Origin of the sequence: Pseudomonas sp. TH31 (genome assembly GCF_016650815.1) — a bacterium.
GTDB lineage: Bacteria > Pseudomonadota > Gammaproteobacteria > Pseudomonadales > Pseudomonadaceae > Aquipseudomonas.
This window is the reverse complement of sequence record NZ_JAEKEZ010000010.1, coordinates 502,808-521,528: the sequence shown is the minus strand read 5'-3', so window position 1 is coordinate 521,528 and position 18,721 is coordinate 502,808. Positions and strand designations below refer to the sequence as shown.

Genomic DNA, 18,721 nt, shown 5'->3' with positions numbered 1-18,721 from the left:
AACGGATTGCATATGACTGAACAGCGCCCAATTGCGGTCCTGGGAGGCGGAAGTTTTGGTACCGCCGTGGCTAATCTTCTGGCCGAGAACGGACATCAGGTCTTGCAGTGGATGCGTGACCCCGAACAGGCCGAGGCCATTCGGGTCAATCGCGAGAACCCGCGTTACCTTAAAGGCATCAAGATTCTGCCGGGTGTTACGGCAGTCACTGATCTGCAAGCCACTCTGGACGCCTGCGACCTGTGCTTCGTCGCGCTGCCGTCCAGCGCGCTGCGCTCGGTGTTGGTGCCTTTTGCCGATCGTTTGAGCGGCAAACTGCTGGTCAGCCTGACCAAGGGCATCGAAGCCCACACGTTCAAGCTGATGAGCGAGATCCTCGAAGAGATCGCGCCGCAAGCACGCATCGGCGTACTTTCCGGGCCGAACCTGGCCCGTGAAATCGCCGAACACGCGCTGACCGCCACCGTCGTCGCCAGCGAAGACGAAGAACTCTGCCAACGGGTTCAGGAAGCACTGCACGGTCGTACTTTTCGCGTGTACGCCAGCGCCGACCGCTTCGGCGTGGAGTTGGGCGGCGCGTTGAAAAACGTCTACGCGATCATTGCCGGCATGGCGGTGGCGCTGGGCATGGGTGAAAATACCAAGAGCATGCTGATCACCCGCGCATTGGCGGAAATGACCCGCTTTGCCGTGAATCAGGGTGCCAACCCGATGACCTTCCTCGGGCTGGCGGGCGTGGGCGACTTGATCGTCACCTGTTCGTCGCCCAAAAGTCGCAACTACCAGGTCGGGTTCGCCCTCGGCCAGGGCTTGAGCCTGGAAGACGCAGTGACACGCCTGGGCGAAGTTGCCGAGGGCGTGAACACCTTGAAAGTGCTCAAGGCCAAGGCTCAGGAAGTGGGTGTGTACATGCCGCTGGTCGCCGGCCTGCACGCGATTTTGTTCGAAGGGCGCACGCTGGAGCAGGTGATCGGGCTGTTAATGCGCGCCGAGCCGAAGACCGACGTCGACTTTATCTCCACCAGCGGTTTCAACTGAGTCTTCAATCTACGGGCAGGGAGAACGAGACATGAACGAACCGAAAGTAGAAGCCAAGTACGAATCGATCCTGCTGCGGGTGCTGTGGATGATCGTTTTCTTGCTGGTCTGGCAAGTGGCGCAATTCATCCTCGGCGCGGTCGTGCTGGTGCAGTTGATCTACCGTTTGATCTACGGCGCCCCGAGCGCCAGCCTGATGAACTTCGGCGACAGCCTGAGCCAGTTCCTGGCCCAGATCGGTCGGTTCGGCAGCTTTCACAGCGACCAGAAGCCCTGGCCGTTCGCCGACTGGCCGGCGCCGCGTACACCGGAAGGTGAAGCGCCGCACGTGGTGGCGCCTGCTCCGCATCCGGTTCGAGATGAGGAACCCAAGCTATGAAACTCTGGGTATTGCGTCACGGTGAAGCCGAGCCTTACGGCTCGCGTCCCGACTCCGAACGGGCACTGACCGCCCACGGTCGCGAAGAGGCGCTGCGCAGCGCCGCCAAGTTGATCGGGCAACCGATCAGCGCGATCTACGCCAGTCCCTATCTGCGAGCACAACAGACCGCGCAGTTGGTGCGTGAGGCCTTGGGCTTTGAGCCGGAGATTCGTACCGTCGAGTGGCTGACCCCGGACAACCGCCCGCAAGCGGTGGCCGAGCAGTTGGTGTCGGTGGATTACGCGTTGCTGGTCAGCCATAACCCGTTGGTGGGCAACTTGTTGGGCTACCTTCAGCACGGTCATGTGCAGCAACCGGAAGCGGTAAAAACGGCTGGCCTGGCGGAACTCGAAGGCGACTTGCCGCTGGCTGGGGCGATGAAGCTTAACGGCATCAAACACCCTTAAAAGCAAAAGATCGCAGCCTCGTTGCACTCGACAGCTCCTACAGGGGAATGCGAAATCCATGTAGGAGCTGTCGAGTGCAACGAGGCTGCGATCTTTTGATCTTGCCTTACCCATAAATAATTAACCAAGCACTTGCTTGGTTGACTACGCTTGCTCCAGACCAAAAACACAGGAGCAAGTCGCATGTCTGCTGCCTTTCGTTTGCCGCTGGACGTGTTCTACGAGCGTGAGGCCCGTCATCCCCGCCAGCACTTTCTGGTCCAGCCGGTGGGCGGCGGCCAGGTCGAGACGCTGACTTGGGCCGACGTCGGCCATCAGGCCCGCTGCGCCGCACATTGGCTGCGCGCCCGGGAAATGCCGCAAGGCAGTCACATCGCCCTGATCTCGAAAAACTGCGCCCATTGGATCATCGCCGACCTGGCGATCTGGATGGCCGGACATGTGTCGGTGCCGTTGTACCCCAACCTCACCGCCGAGTCCGTGGCTCAAGTATTGAATCACTCCGAAGCCGCGCTGGCGTTCATCGGCAAACTCGATGACTGGCCCGGCATGTCCCGTGGCGTCAGCCCTGACCTGCCGATCATCAGCCTGCCATTGCACCCGCCCGGCACCTTTGATTTCAGCTGGGATGACCTGCAAAAGAGCTCGCCGATCCAGGACGACCCGAAACCCGCCGCCGACCAGTTGGCGACCATCATTTACACCTCCGGCACCACCGGCCTGCCCAAAGGCGTGATGCACAGCTTCGGCAACCTTGGCTTCGCCACGACGCGCGGCACGCAGCTGTTTGGCCTTAACGAGTCGGATCGGCTGCTGTCCTACCTGCCACTGTGCCACGTTGCCGAGCGGATGTTCGTTGAGCTCGCGTCGATCTATACCGGGCAAACCGTGTTCTTTGCCGAGAGCCTCGACACCTTTCTTACCGACTTGCAACGCGCCCGGCCGACCGCATTGTTCGGCGTACCGCGCATCTGGACCAAATTCCAGATGGGCGTGTACAGCAAGACTCCGGCAAAGCGCCTCGATTTCCTGCTTGGTTTGCCGATCATCGGCAAGCGGGTAGGGCACAAAGTCCTCGCCGGGCTGGGGCTGGATGCGTTGCGCATCGCCTTGTCCGGTGCGGCTCCGGTGCCGCAGACCTTGTTGTTGTGGTACCGCAAGTTGGGGCTGGATGTGCTGGAGGTGTATGGCATGACCGAAAGCTGTGGTTACTCGCACATCGGCCGGTCGGGTGAGTACAACCCTGGCTGGATCGGCAAGCCCTGCCCGGAGGTCGAGGTGCGGATTGCCGGGTCGGGTGAGGTCATGGTGCGCAGCGGCGCGACCATGCTCGGGTACTTCAAGGAACCGGAGAAAACCGCCGAAACCATCACCGAAGACGGCTTTCTGCGTACCGGCGACAAAGGCGAACAAGATGCCGAAGGTAATCTGCGCCTGACCGGGCGCCTGAAGGAAATCTTCAAAACCAGCAAAGGTAAATACGTGGCCCCGGCACCGATCGAGAATCGCCTGGCGGTGCATTCACGGATCGAGCAGGTGTGCGTGGTCGGTGATGGCCTGAGTGCGCCGCTGGGCTTGTGCGTGCTCTCGGCAGTCGGGCAGCAGGATGCCATTGGCACGGCGCGCGCGAGTTTGCATTCCAGCCTGGAAAAACTCCTGGAAGAGGTCAACGGCGCCCTCGACAAACATGAGCGCTTGCGCCGGTTAGTGGTGGTCAAGGACAGTTGGGCGGTGGAAAACGGTTTTCTGACTCCGACCCTGAAGATCAAGCGCAACGTGATCGAAGCCGCGTATGGCGCCCGTTTCGAAGAATGGAGCGAGCGCAACGAAGCGGTGCTGTGGCAGGATTGAGTGACAAACAAAACCAACAAAGGAAACTCAGCGATGAGCCTGTGGCGTACCGCTCCCAACATCGAACAGTTGAACGCGATCCAGAAAAACACCATCGGCGAAGTGCTGGATATCCGCTTCGAAGCCTTCGACGACGAGTCCCTGACGGCGAGCATGGTCATCGACCATCGCACGCATCAGCCTTACGGTTTGCTGCACGGTGGCGCCTCGGTGGTGCTGGCCGAAACCGTCGGCTCGATGGCCAGTTACCTGTGCATCGACGCCAGCAAGTTTTACTGCGTGGGCCTGGAAATCAACGCCAACCATTTGCGCGGCTTGCGCAGCGGGCGGGTGACGGCGGTGGCCAGGGCGATTCACATTGGTCGCACCACGCATGTGTGGGATATCCGCTTGACCAGTGATGAGGGCAAGGCCAGTTGCGTGTCGCGGTTGACCATGGCGGTGGTGCCGTTGGGTGAAACACCGCCTTCCCGTTGATACGCGGCCCTGTGTAGCAGCTGGCGCAGCCTGCGTCCGGCTGCGCAGCAGTCGTAAAACCTGAGTACGCGGTGTATCGGATACTCCGAGTAATCTTGATTGGCGACTGCTTCGCAGCCGGACGCAGGCTTCGCCAGCTGCTACATGAGCCGAACGCAGGCTGCTACAGGGGGCATGCGTCATAGCCCTGGCCGGACTGTCACTATTCCTGTCAGTTACAGTCATTGCTGTAGGCCGCCGTCTTACGGACAATCAACCCCATGTTTCTCGCCCATGGATTGACCGGTATGTCGCAGCAGATCTTTTTCGCCCACGCCAATGGCTTTCCTTCGGGGACCTACGGCAAGTTGTTCGCGGCGTTGGCACCTGAGTATCAGGTGACGCATCTGGAGCAGCACGCCCATGACCCGCGTTTCCCGGCGGATGACAACTGGTACAACCTGGTGGATGAACTGATCCATCACCTCAAGCAGCAACCCGAACCCGTCTGGGGCGTCGGCCATTCTTTCGGTGGCGTGCTGCACTTGCATGCGGCCCTGCGTTGCCCCGAGTTGTACCGCGGCGTGGTGATGCTCGATTCGCCGGTGCTGACTCGCGCCGATCAATGGGTGATCCTCGCCGCCAAGCGCTTCGGTTTCATTGATCGTCTGACCCCGGCGGGTCGCACCTTGGGTCGGCGCGAAGAGTTCGCCGATCTGGACAGCGCACGCAGTTACTTTGCCGGCAAAACCCTGTTTCGCGGTTTCGACCCGGAATGCTTCGACGCCTACTTGCAACACGGCTTGCACAAGGTTGGCGACAAGCTGCGCCTGCGCTTCGACCCCGCCACGGAAATCAGCATCTACCGCGGCGTGCCCCACACCAGCCCTGGCCGTGCGCGACAGTTGAAAGTGCCGCTGGCGGTGGTGCGCGGGCGTAACAGCCGTGTGGTCATGCGTCACCACGCCAGTTCCGTCGGGCGCATGCCGTTGGGCGAGTCGCTGACCATGCCCGGCGGCCATATGTTCCCCCTCGAACGTCCTCAAGACACCGCGATGTTGCTGAAGGATCTACTCAGCCGCTGGGACGGTCGCCACCAACAGGATTGCGCATGAACCACGTTGTCGAAGAAGTCCGCCTGAGCTTGCCGCACATCGAGCTGGCGGCGCATTTGTTCGGCCCCGAGGACGGTTTGCCGGTGATTGCCCTGCACGGCTGGCTCGACAACGCCAACAGCTTTGCCCGGCTGGCGCCCAAGCTCAAAGGCTTGCGCATCATTGCGCTGGATATGGCCGGTCATGGCCATTCCGGGCACCGTCCGATTGGCGCCGGCTACGCGATGTGGGATTACGCCCACGACGTGCTGCAAGTCGCCGAACAGCTGGGCCTGAAGCGGTTTGCGCTGATGGGGCACTCCATGGGCGCGATTGCTTCGTTGATCATTGCCGGGTCGATGCCGGAGCGTGTCACCCATCTGGCCTTGATTGATGGCGTGATTCCTCCTACCGACAAAGGCGAAAACGCTGCCGAGCGCATGGGCATGGCCCTGCAAGCGCAACTGGACCTGCGGGAGAAACGCAAACCGGTCTACAGCACCCTCGACCGGGCGATCGAAGCGCGGATGAAAGGCCTGGTCGCGGTCAGTCGAGAAGCCGCCGAACTGCTGGCGCAACGGGGCCTGATGCCGGTGCCGGGTGGCTACACCTGGCGTACCGATAACCGCCTGACGCTGCCATCGCCGCTGCGTCTGACACAAGAACAGGCCATGGCTTTCGTCCAGCGCATCAGTTGTCCTGCGCAACTGGTGGTCGCGGCTGACGGCATGCTCGCCAAACATCCCGAGTTACTGGAGCGTCTACCCTTTAGCCGTGAACAGCTGCCAGGCGGCCATCATTTGCACCTGAATGACGAATCCGGCGCCGACCTTGTCGCAGACTGTTTCAATCGGTTCTTCGCCGTTCCTTGACTTGCGCCGGGCAACTGTCGAGGCTGGGCGGGTTGAAATGGGAGACAACCATGATAGATCTCTACACCGCTGCGACCCCGAATGGCCACAAGGTCTCTATCGTGCTCGAGGAACTCGGCCTGCCCTACACGGTGCACGCCTTGAGTTTCGACAAAAAGGAACAGAAGTCCGAGGGCTTCCTCAAGATCAACCCCAATGGCCGGATTCCGGCGATTGTCGACCGCGCCAACGGCGATTTTGCCGTGTTCGAATCCGGCGCGATCCTGATTTACCTCGCTGAACTGAGCGGGCGGCTCATGCCCACCGACCCCAAGGGGCGCTCGGTGGTGTTGCAGTGGCTGATGTTCCAGATGGGCGGGATCGGCCCAATGCAGGGCCAGGCCAACGTGTTCTTCCGGTATTTCCCGGAAAAACTCCAGGGCGCCATCGACCGCTACCAGCATGAAACCCGGCGCCTGTACGAAGTGCTCGACACACGTTTGCAAACTGTGGAATTTCTGGCCGGCGAGTACAGCATCGCCGACATCGCCACCTTCCCGTGGGTGCGTAGTCACGACTGGTCCGGTGTCGAAGTGGACGGCTTGCCCGCCTTGCAGCGGTGGTTGGCGACCATGGAGGCGCGCCCGGCGGTACAGCGTGGTCTGTTGGTGCCGGAGTACATCGATGACGCCAGTATCGTCAAGGGTGCCCAGGCCATGCTGATCCGATGAGCCTGCCCATGCGATCACTCAGTCTGCTGGCATTGTGTTGTTTCAGCCCTTTGTTGTTTGCCGCCGATGTTCCGGGAAGCCAGGACCTGCCCATCGTGCCGCGCCTGGCCGATGCAGAGATCGTCGACTTTCGCCCACCGGTGGAGCTTGAGCGGATTTATCCGCTGGGCTCGATCCGCAAGATCAGCGGCCAGTTGCGTTTCGACGGCCAGGTCAGCGCCCGCGGGCAAACCACTTCGGTGACCTACGAACTGCCGCCGGAACATTCTGCCACCGAAGCGTTTACCGCTGCGCGCGAAGCCTTGCAGAAGCAGGGCGCCGAGTTGCTGTTCTGGTGCCAGGCCCGCGATTGCGGCGAAAGCAGCCTGTGGGCCAATGAAGTCTTCGGCAACGCCAAGCTGTTTGGCGCCGATGATCAACAGGCGTACTTGTTGCTGCGGCTGGCGGCACCCAAGGACAATTCGCTGGTGGCGCTCTACAGCATCACTCGCGGTAATCGCAAAGCCTACCTGCACGTCGAGCAATTTGAAGCCGCCGCGCCGCTGGGAGAGTTGTTGCCAACGTCCGCGACCTTGCTTCGCCAGCTCAAAAGCACCGGCGAGCTCGATTTCCCGAAACTGAGTGCCGACCCCGACGACACCTGGCTGCGTTTGATTTCTCGTGGCTTGAACCTGGATACCACGCTGCGGGTCAGTGTTTCCGGGGCCAAGGCCGAGGCCTGGCGCCAATCGCTGATCGCCCAGGGCGTGCGTGCGGCGCGGATGGAAACCGGCAACGCGCCAGGCGCTGGCCTGCACATCGAATTGTTGCGATAAGCTGCATCAGGCGAACGCGTCCCGCGCGTTCGCCTACTCTTTTGCGAACTGACTTTTTCGAGACCTTACATGCTCAATAACGATCGGCTGTTGGTGCAGATTCTGCTCCTGGTGCTGTTTGGCGCGAGCTTCTGGGTGATGGCGCCGTTCTGGTCGGCATTGTTCTGGGGCGCAGTACTGGCGTTTGCCAGTTGGCCGCTGATGCGTTTGCTGACCCGCTGGCTCCATGGCCGTGAATCTTTGGCGGCGGCGTTGCTGACCCTGGGCTGGATGTTGCTGGTGGCGGTGCCGTTGGTGTGGCTGGGGTTCAACCTGGCGGACCATGTGCGCGATGCCACGGTATTTATCAAGGATGTGCAGGTCGACGGTCTGCCGGAAGCACCGGCCTGGCTGGGTACGCTTCCCTTGGTTGGTGAACGCCTGGTGGGGCTCTGGAACAGCATCGACGAGCAGGGTGCGGCGCTGATGCTGGCAGTCAAACCTTATCTGGGCCAGGTCGGCAACTGGTTGCTGGCGCGCAGTGCACAGATCGGCGGTGGCATTCTCGAACTGACGTTGAGCATCGTCTTTGTGTTCTTTTTCTACCGTGACGGGCCGCGATTGGCGGCGTTTGTTCGTGGGTTGCTGGAGCGACTGATCGGTGACCGCGCCGGGTACTACATCGAATTGGTCGCCGGGACGGTGCAACGGGTGGTCAACGGAGTGATCGGCACGGCGGCGGCCCAGGCAATTCTGGCATTGATCGGCTTCTTGATCGCCGGGGTTCCAGGCGCTTTGGTGCTGGGGATCGTGACGTTCCTGTTGAGCCTGATTCCGATGGGGCCACCACTGATCTGGATCCCGGCCACGGCTTGGCTGGCCTGGAAGGGCGAGTACGGGATGGCGGTGTTCCTCGGGATCTGGGGGACGTTCATTATCAGTGGTGTGGACAACGTGCTGAAGCCATACCTGATCAGTCGCGGCGGCAATTTGCCGTTGGTGATTGTGCTGTTGGGCGTGTTTGGCGGGTTGATCGCGTTCGGGTTTATCGGTTTGTTCATCGGCCCGACGTTGCTGGCCGTAGCCTACAGCTTGTTGACCGACTGGAGCACAAGCCAGGCACGGGTTGACGATCGCCGCTGATTTTCTATGTAGGAGCTGGCGAAGGCTGCGATCTTTTGATCTTTAAAAGCCCACTGAAACTGTGAAGGTCAGTGGGTTTTTCTGTGTCTGTGATGGCCCGCGAAGCTTTGCCTCAGGTCGTGACGTTCAGGTACTTGCCCGCGCTCGCCACGTTGTCGAGCGAATACTGCTTGCTCAGGTTGGCGATCATTTTTTGCAGGGCTTCACTGACGGTCGATTGAGTGGTAGCGCTGTCGCTGCTTTTCTCGCGGCCAGCCTGCAGGGCGGCCTTGAGTTCATCGCTGCTGACGCCACCGCTGCTGTCGCTGTCGAGAATCTTCATCAACGCGGCGCTGGTGTCGGTGGCGTTTGAGGTCGAAGTCGAGGTCGCTGAGGTGCTGGTGCTGGCCTGTAACGCGCTACTCAGTTCGGTGGCGCTGATGCTGCCATCGCTGTCGGTATCGAGTTGGCTGAACAATTGATCGCTGGATGCCTGCGGTGGCGGTGGCGGTGGGCTGAGAGCGGCGGCGAGTTCGTCCTTGCTGACGGTGCCGTCCTGGTTTTTGTCCAGGGCCGAGAAGATCGCGGTGCTGTCAGCAGTGCTGCCAGCGCTGGTCAGGCCCTTGCTCAGTTCATCACTGCTGAGGTTGCCGTCACCGTTGGCGTCCAGGGCGCCAAGCAGCGCGTCGGCCAGGTCAGTGTTGGGCGCTTGATCCTGCGAATGCGAAGGTGGCGCCATCGCGGCCATTTCTTCACTGCTCAGGCTGCCGCTGCTGTCGCTGTCCAGGTTGGTGAAGTTCTTGCTCAGGTCGGCCAACACGCGGTTGTCGGGTTTCTCTGCCTGGGCGGTCTTCAGTTCGTCCTGACTCACCGTGCCGTCGCCATTGGTGTCGAGCTTGGTGAACAGTTCTTTCTGGAACTGCGCGCGGCGCGCGGCGTTGGCCGACGTGCTGCTGGTGCTCGTGCTGGTATAGCTCGTGTAGTTGCTGCTGACGCTACCGATCATTGGGCTCACTCCTTGGGATGGAAAACCGGTGAGTGCACCGGCTTATGCAGCCTCAAGGGGCAAGTTGTCGTGGGTATGTGGTGTTTGTACCGGTTGGTACACAAGCAATCATCGGCCTGAAGCAAACCCTGTAGGCGCGAGCCGGCTCGCGAAAGCGGTCTGCCTGATACATAAATGCTGGATGTGCCAACGCCTTCGCGAGCAGGCTCGCTCCCACGGGGGGGCAGGGCTTAGGTGCGGGGCAGGCGAATGACCGCAGTGAGGCCGCCGCCGGGGGTTTCTTCCAGGCTCAACTGCCCGCCCAGGCGTTCCGCCGCCTCCGGGCGATGGTCATGCCCAGGCCGACGCCACCGGAGTTGCGGTTGCGTGAACCCTCCAGCCGAAAGAACGGCTCGAACACCGCTTCGCGCTTGTCCTCTGCAATCCCTGGCCCATGGTCGATTACCCGGATCACCAACTGCCCACGACTGTCTTCGAGGGTGATCAGTGCTTGCCCGGCATACCGCAGGGCATTGTCCATCAGGTTGTTGATGCACGAACGCAGGGCCATCGGCTGGACTTGCAGCGGCACGCAATGACCACTGGCCTGGACCTCGGCACCCTGGTCCTGGGCGTTTTCGCTCAGGGACTCCACCAGCGCCTGCACATCCATCCACTGCCGGGCCTCGCTGGTACGTTGTTCGTGCAGGTAAGTGAGGGTGGCGTCGAGCATGCCGATCATGTCGTCCAGATCCTGACGCATCTGGCCTTGCAGCTTGTCGTCTTCGATCTGTTCCAGTCGCAGCTTGAGTCTCGACAATGGGGTGCGCAGGTCGTGGGACACCGCGCCGAGCATCCGCGAGCGTTGCTGCACTTGTTCGATGATGCGCCGCTGCATCTTGTTGAAGGTGTGGGCTGCTTGCCGTGCTTCCCGGGGGCCGGACTCGTCCAGCGGTGGGCTGTCGAGGTTCTCGCTCAAGCGTTCAGCCGCATCGCTCAGGCGCTGGATCGGCCGGCTCAGCAGTTTGGCGCCGTACCAGGCCGCGATGACCAGCGAGATCAGTTGAAAGGTCAGCGGCACCAACGGACCGCCAAACCAGGGCCGTGGTGGCCGTTTCTGGAAGCGCGGGTCCATCGGTGGAGGTTGCCCGTCGAAGTTCTCGGAGAACCCGGGCGGCGGCGGAGGGGAGGCGGGCCGTAATGGTGAAACCAGAAAAACGCCAACAGGTGCGCCAGGATGATCGCGATCAGCAACACACCAAACAGGCGGCCGAACAGCGTATCGAAGCGCGCACGCATCAGCCGATGTCCCTCGCGTCGAACAGGTAACCCTCACCGCGAACGGTCTTGATCAACTGCGGTGCCTTGGGGTCGTCCCCGAGTTTCTGGCGCAGGCGCGACACCAGCAGGTCGATGCTGCGATCAAAGGCTTCGATCGAACGACCACGGGCAGCATCGAGCAATTGTTCGCGACTGAGCACCCGGCGCGGACGTTCGATGAACACCCAGAGCAAGCGGAATTCGGCGTTGGACAGTGGCACCACCAGGCCATCGGCGGCGATCAGCTGGCGCAAAACGCTGTTCAGGCGCCAGTTGTCGAAGCGAATGTTCGCACGCTGTTCGGTACGATCGTCGCGCACCCGACGCAAAATGGTCTGAATCCGCGCCACCAGTTCCCGTGGCTCGAACGGCTTGGCCATGTAGTCATCGGCGCCCAGTTCCAGGCCGATGATTCGGTCGGTGGGTTCGCAGCGCGCGGTGAGCATCAGGATCGGGATGTCCGATTCGGCGCGTAGCCAACGGCACAGAGACAAGCCGTCTTCACCGGGAAGCATCAGGTCGAGCACCACCACGTCAAAATGTTCCGCTTGCAGCGCCAGGCGCATGGCTGCGCCATCGGTGACGCCACTGGCGTGGATATTGAACCGGGCCAGATAGTCGATCATCAATTCGCGGATCGGGACGTCATCGTCGACGATCAAGGCGCGAATGCTCCAGCGTTTGTCATCGCAGGGCGCTTTTTGCTCGTCGTTCACAGGTGCAGGAGTGTTATGCATGCGTGCGTTCATCTGCCAGGTAGGCTGCCAACCACAAAGATGGGCTGCGAGGTTGTGGCTTCAGCATAGGCGTCCTGCCCGAAGGCGGGAAGTGCTGTAAGGACGTGTTGCGGCTCCCGAGGGTAGCGATGAAGGATGTTGTGGGCGTGTCGTGAGTGTATCGGGCTCGACACAATTGGCCCAAGGGCTAGTCTTGATTGAGCTGCGATGACGAATTACCGATCATCGGGTCCCGCAGCGGCGCTGGTTCCGCTACAATGCGCGCCGATTTCGTCCTGCCTGAGAGCCCGCACATGTCCGTCTGCCAGACTCCTATCATCGTCGCCCTGGATTTCCCCACCCGTGACGCCGCACTGAAGCTGGCCGACCAGTTGGACCCTAAATTGTGCCGGGTCAAAGTCGGTAAAGAATTGTTCACCAGTTGCGCCGCGGAAATCGTCGGCACCCTGCGCGACAAGGGTTTCGAAGTGTTCCTGGACCTCAAGTTCCACGACATTCCGAACACCACCGCGATGGCGGTCAAGGCTGCGGCGGAAATGGGCGTGTGGATGGTCAACGTGCACTGCTCCGGCGGCTTGCGCATGATGGCAGCCTGCCGTGAAGTGCTCGACCAGCGTACCGGCCCCAAGCCGTTGTTGATCGGCGTGACCGTGCTGACCAGCATGGAACGTGAGGATCTGGCGGCTATTGGCCTGGATATCGAGCCGCAGGAGCAAGTGCTGCGTCTGGCCGCGTTGGCGGAAAAAGCCGGGATGGACGGTCTGGTGTGCTCGGCCCTGGAGGCCCAGGCGCTAAAAGCGGCCCATCCGTCGCTGCAACTGGTGACCCCGGGATTCGTCCGGCGGGCAGCGCCCAGGACGATCAACGCCGGATCCTGACCCCGCGTCAGGCGCTGGATGCCGGTTCCGACTATCTGGTGATCGGCCGTCCGATCAGCCAGGCGGCCGATCCGGCGAAGGCGTTGGCGGCGGTTGTCGCCGAAATCGCCTAAAAAGATCGCAGGCTGCGCCAGCTCCTACATGGAAGTGCGATCCCCCGTAGGAGCTGCCGATGGCTGCGATCTTTTGATTTACCGAATTAAACCTTCAACACCAACTTCCCGAAGTTCTCGCCGTTGAACAACTTCATCAGCGTCTCCGGGAACGTCTCCAGTCCTTCCACAATATCTTCCCGGCTCTGAAGCTGCCCCTTGGCCATCCAGCCGGCCATTTCCTGCCCGGCGGCGGCGAATTGCGCGGCGTAGTCCATCACCACAAAGCCTTCCATCCGTGCGCGATTGACCAGCAGCGACAGGTAGTTGGCCGGGCCCTTGATCGCTTCCTTGTTGTTGTACTGGCTGATGGCACCGCAAATCACCACCCGCGCTTTCATTGCCAGGCGACTCAGTACCGCGTCGAGAATATCGCCGCCGACGTTATCGAAATACACATCCACGCCCTTTGGACATTCGCGTTTGAGTCCGGCCAGGACGTCTTCGTTTTTGTAGTCGATGACCCCGTCAAACCCCAGTTCATCTAGCAGGAACTTGCACTTGTCGGCGCCGCCCGCAATGCCGACGACGCGGCAGCCTTTGATCTTGGCGATCTGCCCGGCAATGCTGCCCACCGCGCCTGCCGCGCCCGACAGCACCACGGTGTCGCCGGCTTTCGGTGCGCCGACGTTGAGCAGGGCGAAGTAGGCGGTCATGCCGGTCATGCCCAGCGCTGACAGGTAGCGCGGCAGTGGCGCCAGTTTCGGATCAACCTTGTAGAAACCCCGTGGTTCGCCGAGGAAGTAATCCTGAACGCCCAGGGCGCCGTTGACGTAGTCGCCCACCGCAAAGCTTGGGTTGTTCGACGCAATGACTTTGCCTACGCCCAATGCGCGCATGACTTCACCGAGGCCGACCGGCGGGATGTAGGACTTGCCCTCGTTCATCCAGCCGCGCATGGCCGGGTCCAGGGACAGGTATTCGTTCTTGACCAGGATCTGACCCGCGGCCGGTTCGCCGACCGGTACTTCTTGAAAGGTGAAGGTTTCTCGGTTCGCCGCGCCCACCGGGCGTTTGGCGAGCAGGAACTGGCGATTGGTCTGGGTAGTCATGGCAGGCACTCAAGATGAATGAAGCTTTGTTGATAGACCTTCATGGCTGATGCCGCAAGGTTGGCTGATGCGGCGAATGCAGGCCGATACAGTGCGGTGATAGTTGGGCGGGCGCTTCTATCACTGCGAATCATGGGGGCTTAACCGGCCTTCTGATAGTGCTGCCGCGCGGCAGGCCCCTGTGGCTAGACTGCAAGCACGTAATCGCGCCGTATTCTTCTCTTCGAGGACATAACAATGAGCATGACGTTTTCCGGCCAGGTAGCCGTTGTGACCGGTGCCGCCAATGGTATTGGCCGCGCCACCGCCCAGGCCTTTGCGGCTGAGGGGTTGAAGGTCGTGGTCGCCGATCTGGACACCGCGGGCGGCGAAGGCACGGTAGCGCTGATTCGCACGGCGGGCGGCGAGGCAACCTTTGTGCGTTGCAACGTCACCGTGGAAAGCGAGGTAAAGCACCTGATGGACGAAGTGGTGAATACCTACGGCCGTCTCGACTATGCCTTCAACAACGCCGGTATCGAGATCGAAAAAGGCAAGCTGGCCGACGGCACGATCGATGAGTTCGACGCGATCATGGGCGTCAACGTCAAAGGTGTCTGGTTGTGCATGAAGTATCAGTTGCCGTTGCTGCTGGCCCAGGGCGGCGGGGCAATCGTCAACACCGCGTCGGTAGCCGGCCTGGGGGCTGCGCCGAAGATGAGCATTTACGCCGCCTCCAAGCACGCGGTGATCGGCCTGACCAAATCGGCCGCCATTGAATACGCAAAGAAAAAGATCCGCGTAAACGCCGTGTGCCCGGCGGTGATCGACACCGACATGTTCCGTCGCGCCTATGAGGCCGACCCGAAGAAGGGCGAGTTCGCCAACGCCATGCACCCGGTAGGCCGCATCGGCAAGGTCGAGGAAATCGCCAGCGCGGTGCTGTACTTGTGCAGTGACGGTGCGGCCTTCACTACCGGGCATTCGCTGGCCGTGGATGGTGGCGTCACTGCATTCTGAATGTTGCTAACGCGAACCGTGTGGGAGCGGGCTTGCTCGCGAAGGCGGCTTGGCATTCAACACCTCTGTTGGCTGTTATACCGCCTTCGCGAGCAAGCCCGCTCCCACAGGTTCCGTGAAGACCCTGGGCAATGTGTTTCAAATGGTTAGAGCCGGCGGTTTTGGCGGTGTTGTCGCACAGCCGAACGAGTGTTCCTGTGATTAACTGCTGTCAGCAAAATGGACAGGAGTTGGCTTGCTCATGGAATTGAGAATTGATCGACAGGCAATGGTGCCGGTCGTACAGCAAATCGTCGACGGACTCGCGGGCTGGATCCGTCAAAGCAAAGTACCGCCAGCGACTCGCTTGCCTTCTGTGCGACACATCGCGCGGATCAATTTGCTCAGTCAATACAGTGTTGTTGAAGCCCTTGAACGCCTCGTCGCCCAAGGGGTCCTGGCCTCGCGTCAAGGTTCGGGGTTCTTTGTCGCAGCGCCAGCGCCAGAGGTGTCGGGCGCGTGGGATCTTCCCAGGTTTGAAGGCGCAGAGGCGATGCAAGCGGGTTGGAGCAACAGTCTGTCGGGTGAGCTGATGCTGGGGTGTGGCGGGTTACCTGAAAGCTGGCGCGAAACGGACGACCTCAGTTACGCGATCCGTCAGGTGGCCCGTACCGACATGGCCGGCCTGTTCAACTACAGCACGCCGCTGGGCTTGCTCGCGCTGCGCCAGCAAATCCTCAAGCGCTTGAAACCGCTCAATATCGAGGTGGACGACAGTCGCGTCCTGACCACGGCTGGCGCGAGCCAGGGGCTCGACCTGATTGTGCGGACCTTGCTCAAGCCGGGGGACTGCGTGGTGGTGGAAAACCCGGGTTTTCTCATCTGTTCGATTTGCTCAGGCTGCACGGGGTCAGCATGCTTGAGGTGCCCCGAACGCCGCGTGGGCCCGACACGCAAGCGCTCGAGCAGTTGTTGATCAAGCACAATCCTCGAGCCTTGTTCATCAATAGCTACCACCACAACCCCACCGGCAGTTGCGTGACGCCGGCAGTGGCGCAGCGGGTGCTGCAACTGTGCAAGACCCATGGCGTGCAGGTGATCGAAGATGATGTCTATGCGGATTTGCACCATGGTCCGGGTACACGCCTCGCTGCGCTGGATGACGACGCCCGGGTGATCTACGTCGGCAGCTTCTCGAAGACCCTCAGTAGTTCATTGCGGGTGGGGTTTGTGGTGGCGAGTGCCGGGCTCATTTCACGGCTGGCAGAGGTCAAGATGATCAGCAGCATGGGCGGCTCGCGTTTTTGCGAGTCGGTGCTGGCCGGGTTGTTGGCCTCCGGTGCCTATCGCAAGTTGGTACAACGCCTGCGTCAGCGTCTGAGCATGGGCCGGGTTGCGGCGTTGCAGTTGCTCGAAGATGCCGAGTGGGAAGTCTTCGGCAAGCCTGCCGGAGGCTTGTTCATCTGGGCGCGATCGCCAATGTCCGACTACGCTCAGCTGCGCGTGCAGGCGCGGCGTTTCGGTGTGCTGCTGTCTTCTCCTACGGCATTCAGCCCGGCCGGTGAAGCCAATGACTGGCAACGGATCAATGTCGCCTGTGCCTGCGATCCACGTGCCCAACGGTTTTTTCAGGCCACCGTTTAGGATCGACCTAAAACGTTCTGAAAACGACGTGGGCGTAGCTTTTTGCCATTATTGCGACGCCAGAGACTTGTGCTGGCACAGGCCCGTTGCGAATCTCCATCTACAGACATTGGCAGGGGACTACGAGCAATGATTTCGGCCGTGCAAGGACGTTTTGCCAACCTCGGTATGGCAAAAAAACTGGGTGTCGGGTTTATCCTGGTGCTGTTGTTGACAGCCTTGGTGGCAGCCATTGGCGTATGGTCCCTGCAAACCATCAGCCAGCGTTTCGACGGGCTCAAGCAGATGTCATCGCTCAACAGCGGCTTGCTCAAGGTGCGCTTGCTGGAGCAGGAATATGCCTTGCACGGGAACCCGAAAACCGCCGATGCGCTGCATCAGGGAGTTGATGCGCTGATTGCCCTGGCGACCCAGTTGAAGGCGCAGTCGGCGCTCAACGTACCAGTCATGAACGATGTCGGGCAGTCGCTTGGCGCCTATCGCAAGGCCTTTGACGAATTTGTCTCATTGACCCAGGCCAAGGACCTGGCCCTGGAAATGGCCAGTTGGTCGGTGTCCAGCGTGGCCAATAACCTCGATGTATTGCAGGCCGGCCTCGCCGACGATGGTGCCTATGCCTTGAAAGATTCCGAGGGCAAGGACGGCGCGCAATTCATCGAACAGGCCAATCAGGTCAGCCAGGTGTCGCGGTTGATGTTGCAGGCCATGAACGAGGCTCGTGTGCGCCTCGACCAGAGCCGCAAGGGGGACGACGACAGCGCCGGCAAGGGCAAGATCGAGCAGGCCGACCAGGCGTTGACTCAGGCCGAACAGCTGAAAGCCACGGTCAAGGACGAGGGGTACCAGACCGTCCTCAATGAGGTGAGCGGTCATATCGCCAGTTTCAGTGACAAGCTCACTGAGTACACCGGCCTGTTGGCCCAGGAAAAAACTGTTTATGAGCAACTGCACCAGCGCGCCGCTGAAGTGGTGGAGCGGGTGGACCAAGCCTACGTGGCCGAAGACGGGGCGATGCAGGCCGAGCTGAAAAAGAACTCGCTGTTGATCATTGGCTCCTCGGCGCTGGCGCTGCTGGTCGGGCTGATCGCGGCGTGGGTGATTACCCGGTTGATCGTCGCACCGCTGCGCAGTGTGATTCGTGTCGCTCAGCAGATTGCCTCGGGTGATTTGAGTGCGACGGTTGAAGTAACTCGCCGCGACGAAATCGGCCAGTTGATGCAGGCCATGCAACAGATGGGCGCAGGTCTGAGCAGTATCGTCAGTGGTTTGCAGGCCGGCATCGAGCAGTTGGCCAGTTCCGCGCAATCGCTGTCGGCGGTGACCGAGCAGACCAACCTGGAAGTCAGCAGCCAGAAAGAAGAAACCGAGCAAGTCGCCACGGCAATGAATCAGATGACCGCCACGGTGCACGACGTCGCCCGTAATGCGGAGGAAGCCGCTACAGCGGCGCAGACAGCGGACGATAAGGTCGAGAGCGGTCAGCAGGTGGTGCGTCAGAGCATGGCACGTATCGAGCAACTGGCGGATTCGGCGACTTCGGCCAGTTCCAGTATCGAGAGCTTGAGTGCGCAGATCCAGAACATCGGCACGGTGCTCGGCGTGATCAAAAGCGTGGCCGAGCAGACCAACCTGTTGGCTCTCAACGCGGCCATCGAGGCGGCCCGGGCCGGTGAGCAGGGCAGGGGCTTTGCGGTGGTGGCCGACGAAGTGCGGGCGCTGGCCAAGCGCACCCAGCAATCGACCGAGGAGATCGAGCGGCTGGTCAGTGCCTTGCGCTCGGCGGCACAGTCGTCGGTGCAGCAGATTCAGAACAGTGGCGAGCTGGTTAAGCTGGCGGTGAGTGATGCGCTGCAGACTGAGAGTGCGTTGGGCAGTATTGCGGCGGCGGTGTCGTTGATTCAGCAGATGAACCAGCAGATCGCGGCGGCGGCCGAGGAGCAGAGTTCGGTGGCTGAGGAGATTAATCGCAGTGTGACGAGTATTCGGGCGAGTGCGGATCAGTCGTCACTGGCGATGCAGGGAAATGCGGCGTCCAGTATCGAGTTGGCGCAGTTGGGGGTTGAGCTTAAGGGGATGGTTGGGCATTTTCGGCTTTGACGCTTTGACTTGGCGGCCTTAGGGCCGACCATGTTGATGGTTGATCGGGTACATCTCCATTTCTGCGGTAACGGCTACTTAGGGTTTCGCCCTTACGGCGACTCACTTTTTTT

The 18,721-nt window shown here is 61.0% G+C and carries 15 protein-coding genes and 4 pseudogenes; 15 read left to right on the top strand and 4 right to left on the bottom strand.

Annotated features, from left to right (window positions below):
• Positions 1 to 12 precede the first annotated feature (12 nt).
• The 10 genes from JFV26_RS09035 to JFV26_RS08990 all read left to right on the top strand — a co-directional run bounded on the left by JFV26_RS09035 (position 13) and on the right by JFV26_RS08990 (position 8,786).
• On the top strand, positions 13 to 1,038 hold the full coding sequence (locus JFV26_RS09035; protein ID WP_201191593.1) for an NAD(P)H-dependent glycerol-3-phosphate dehydrogenase: 1,026 nt from the start codon (positions 13 to 15) through the stop codon (positions 1,036 to 1,038).
• Between the two features lie 31 nt (positions 1,039 to 1,069).
• Entirely contained in the window at positions 1,070 to 1,417 is a 348-nt protein-coding gene (locus JFV26_RS09030; protein WP_201191591.1) for a DUF4389 domain-containing protein, read from the top strand.
• The gene (gene sixA, locus JFV26_RS09025; RefSeq protein WP_201191589.1) at positions 1,414 to 1,866 is read left to right on the top strand and encodes a phosphohistidine phosphatase SixA; all 453 of its coding nucleotides are present in this window, start codon (positions 1,414 to 1,416) and stop codon (positions 1,864 to 1,866) included. The genes JFV26_RS09030 and sixA overlap by 4 nt, the downstream gene beginning before the upstream one ends.
• Positions 1,867 to 2,049: 183 nt before the next feature.
• Entirely contained in the window at positions 2,050 to 3,717 is a 1,668-nt protein-coding gene (locus JFV26_RS09020) for an AMP-binding protein (protein ID WP_201191587.1), read from the top strand.
• A 33-nt stretch (positions 3,718 to 3,750) separates the two neighbouring features.
• Positions 3,751 to 4,194 (top strand): hotdog fold thioesterase, encoded by a 444-nt coding sequence (locus JFV26_RS09015; protein ID WP_201191585.1) that lies wholly within the window; start codon positions 3,751 to 3,753, stop codon positions 4,192 to 4,194.
• Between the two features lie 287 nt (positions 4,195 to 4,481).
• Entirely contained in the window at positions 4,482 to 5,288 is an 807-nt protein-coding gene (locus JFV26_RS09010) for an alpha/beta fold hydrolase (RefSeq protein WP_201191583.1), read from the top strand.
• Positions 5,285 to 6,139 carry an alpha/beta hydrolase gene (locus tag JFV26_RS09005; protein WP_201191581.1) on the top strand — a complete coding sequence of 285 codons (855 nt, stop codon included), beginning with the start codon at positions 5,285 to 5,287 and terminating at the stop codon, positions 6,137 to 6,139. Before JFV26_RS09010 ends, JFV26_RS09005 begins: the two co-directional genes overlap by 4 nt.
• Positions 6,140 to 6,189: 50 nt before the next feature.
• Complete coding sequence (locus JFV26_RS09000; protein WP_201191579.1) at positions 6,190 to 6,849, top strand: glutathione S-transferase family protein; 660 nt, start codon at positions 6,190 to 6,192, stop codon at positions 6,847 to 6,849.
• Positions 6,850 to 6,857: 8 nt separating this feature from the next.
• Positions 6,858 to 7,664 (top strand): DUF4892 domain-containing protein, encoded by an 807-nt coding sequence (locus JFV26_RS08995; RefSeq protein WP_201191576.1) that lies wholly within the window; start codon positions 6,858 to 6,860, stop codon positions 7,662 to 7,664.
• A 69-nt stretch (positions 7,665 to 7,733) separates the two neighbouring features.
• Positions 7,734 to 8,786 carry an AI-2E family transporter gene (locus JFV26_RS08990; protein ID WP_201191574.1) on the top strand — a complete coding sequence of 351 codons (1,053 nt, stop codon included), beginning with the start codon at positions 7,734 to 7,736 and terminating at the stop codon, positions 8,784 to 8,786.
• Positions 8,787 to 8,898: 112 nt separating this feature from the next.
• Here the strand turns inward: JFV26_RS08990 and xopAW are convergent, their stop codons facing one another.
• The 3 genes and pseudogenes from xopAW to JFV26_RS08975 form a co-directional block, all read right to left on the bottom strand.
• Positions 8,899 to 9,771, bottom strand: a complete 873-nt coding sequence (gene xopAW / locus JFV26_RS08985; RefSeq protein ID WP_201191572.1) for an EF-hand domain-containing protein — start codon at positions 9,769 to 9,771, stop codon at positions 8,899 to 8,901.
• 230 nt (positions 9,772 to 10,001) lie between these two features.
• Positions 10,002 to 11,049 (bottom strand): annotated as a pseudogene (locus JFV26_RS08980) (sensor histidine kinase).
• The gene (locus JFV26_RS08975; protein WP_201191571.1) at positions 11,049 to 11,807 is read right to left on the bottom strand and encodes a response regulator; all 759 of its coding nucleotides are present in this window, start codon (positions 11,805 to 11,807) and stop codon (positions 11,049 to 11,051) included. Before JFV26_RS08975 ends, JFV26_RS08980 begins: the two are co-directional and overlap by 1 nt.
• A 293-nt stretch (positions 11,808 to 12,100) precedes the next feature.
• On the opposite strand from JFV26_RS08975, the pseudogene pyrF reads away from it, so the two are divergent.
• A pseudogene (gene pyrF, locus JFV26_RS08970) lies at positions 12,101 to 12,798 on the top strand (orotidine-5'-phosphate decarboxylase).
• A gap of 86 nt (positions 12,799 to 12,884) precedes the next feature.
• On the opposite strand, the gene JFV26_RS08965 reads toward pyrF, so the two are convergent.
• Positions 12,885 to 13,889, bottom strand: coding sequence for an NADP-dependent oxidoreductase (locus JFV26_RS08965; protein ID WP_201191568.1), 1,005 nt, complete (start codon positions 13,887 to 13,889; stop codon positions 12,885 to 12,887).
• A 237-nt stretch (positions 13,890 to 14,126) separates the two neighbouring features.
• On the opposite strand from JFV26_RS08965, the gene JFV26_RS08960 reads away from it, so the two are divergent.
• The 4 genes and pseudogenes from JFV26_RS08960 to JFV26_RS34745 all read left to right on the top strand — a co-directional run bounded on the left by JFV26_RS08960 (position 14,127) and on the right by JFV26_RS34745 (position 18,608).
• Positions 14,127 to 14,888, top strand: coding sequence for an SDR family oxidoreductase (locus tag JFV26_RS08960; RefSeq protein ID WP_201191566.1), 762 nt, complete (start codon positions 14,127 to 14,129; stop codon positions 14,886 to 14,888).
• Positions 14,889 to 15,129: 241 nt separating this feature from the next.
• A pseudogene (locus tag JFV26_RS08955) lies at positions 15,130 to 16,511 on the top strand (aminotransferase-like domain-containing protein).
• Between the two features lie 129 nt (positions 16,512 to 16,640).
• Positions 16,641 to 17,747 (top strand): annotated as a pseudogene (locus JFV26_RS34750) (HAMP domain-containing protein); the annotation flags it as partial.
• Entirely contained in the window at positions 17,727 to 18,608 is an 882-nt protein-coding gene (locus tag JFV26_RS34745) for a methyl-accepting chemotaxis protein (protein WP_446739908.1), read from the top strand. The pseudogene JFV26_RS34750 and the gene JFV26_RS34745, both read left to right, overlap by 21 nt.
• Positions 18,609 to 18,721 lie beyond the last annotated feature (113 nt).

What these genes read in the sequence shown, in the direction of transcription:
- JFV26_RS09035 (WP_201191593.1), top strand. Translation starts at nt 13, where the DNA reads ATGACTGAACAGCGCCCAATTGCGGTCCTGGGAGGCGGAAGTTTTGGT.
- JFV26_RS09030 (WP_201191591.1), top strand. Translation starts at nt 1,070, where the DNA reads ATGAACGAACCGAAAGTAGAAGCCAAGTACGAATCGATCCTGCTGCGG.
- sixA (WP_201191589.1), top strand. Translation starts at nt 1,414, where the DNA reads ATGAAACTCTGGGTATTGCGTCACGGTGAAGCCGAGCCTTACGGCTCG.
- JFV26_RS09020 (WP_201191587.1), top strand. Translation starts at nt 2,050, where the DNA reads ATGTCTGCTGCCTTTCGTTTGCCGCTGGACGTGTTCTACGAGCGTGAG.
- JFV26_RS09015 (WP_201191585.1), top strand. Translation starts at nt 3,751, where the DNA reads ATGAGCCTGTGGCGTACCGCTCCCAACATCGAACAGTTGAACGCGATC.
- JFV26_RS09010 (WP_201191583.1), top strand. Translation starts at nt 4,482, where the DNA reads ATGTCGCAGCAGATCTTTTTCGCCCACGCCAATGGCTTTCCTTCGGGG.
- JFV26_RS09005 (WP_201191581.1), top strand. Translation starts at nt 5,285, where the DNA reads ATGAACCACGTTGTCGAAGAAGTCCGCCTGAGCTTGCCGCACATCGAG.
- JFV26_RS09000 (WP_201191579.1), top strand. Translation starts at nt 6,190, where the DNA reads ATGATAGATCTCTACACCGCTGCGACCCCGAATGGCCACAAGGTCTCT.
- JFV26_RS08995 (WP_201191576.1), top strand. Translation starts at nt 6,858, where the DNA reads ATGCGATCACTCAGTCTGCTGGCATTGTGTTGTTTCAGCCCTTTGTTG.
- JFV26_RS08990 (WP_201191574.1), top strand. Translation starts at nt 7,734, where the DNA reads ATGCTCAATAACGATCGGCTGTTGGTGCAGATTCTGCTCCTGGTGCTG.
- xopAW (WP_201191572.1), bottom strand. Translation starts at nt 9,771, where the DNA reads ATGATCGGTAGCGTCAGCAGCAACTACACGAGCTATACCAGCACGAGC.
- JFV26_RS08975 (WP_201191571.1), bottom strand. Translation starts at nt 11,807, where the DNA reads ATGCATAACACTCCTGCACCTGTGAACGACGAGCAAAAAGCGCCCTGC.
- JFV26_RS08965 (WP_201191568.1), bottom strand. Translation starts at nt 13,889, where the DNA reads ATGACTACCCAGACCAATCGCCAGTTCCTGCTCGCCAAACGCCCGGTG.
- JFV26_RS08960 (WP_201191566.1), top strand. Translation starts at nt 14,127, where the DNA reads ATGAGCATGACGTTTTCCGGCCAGGTAGCCGTTGTGACCGGTGCCGCC.
- JFV26_RS34745 (WP_446739908.1), top strand. Translation starts at nt 17,727, where the DNA reads ATGCAGGCCATGCAACAGATGGGCGCAGGTCTGAGCAGTATCGTCAGT.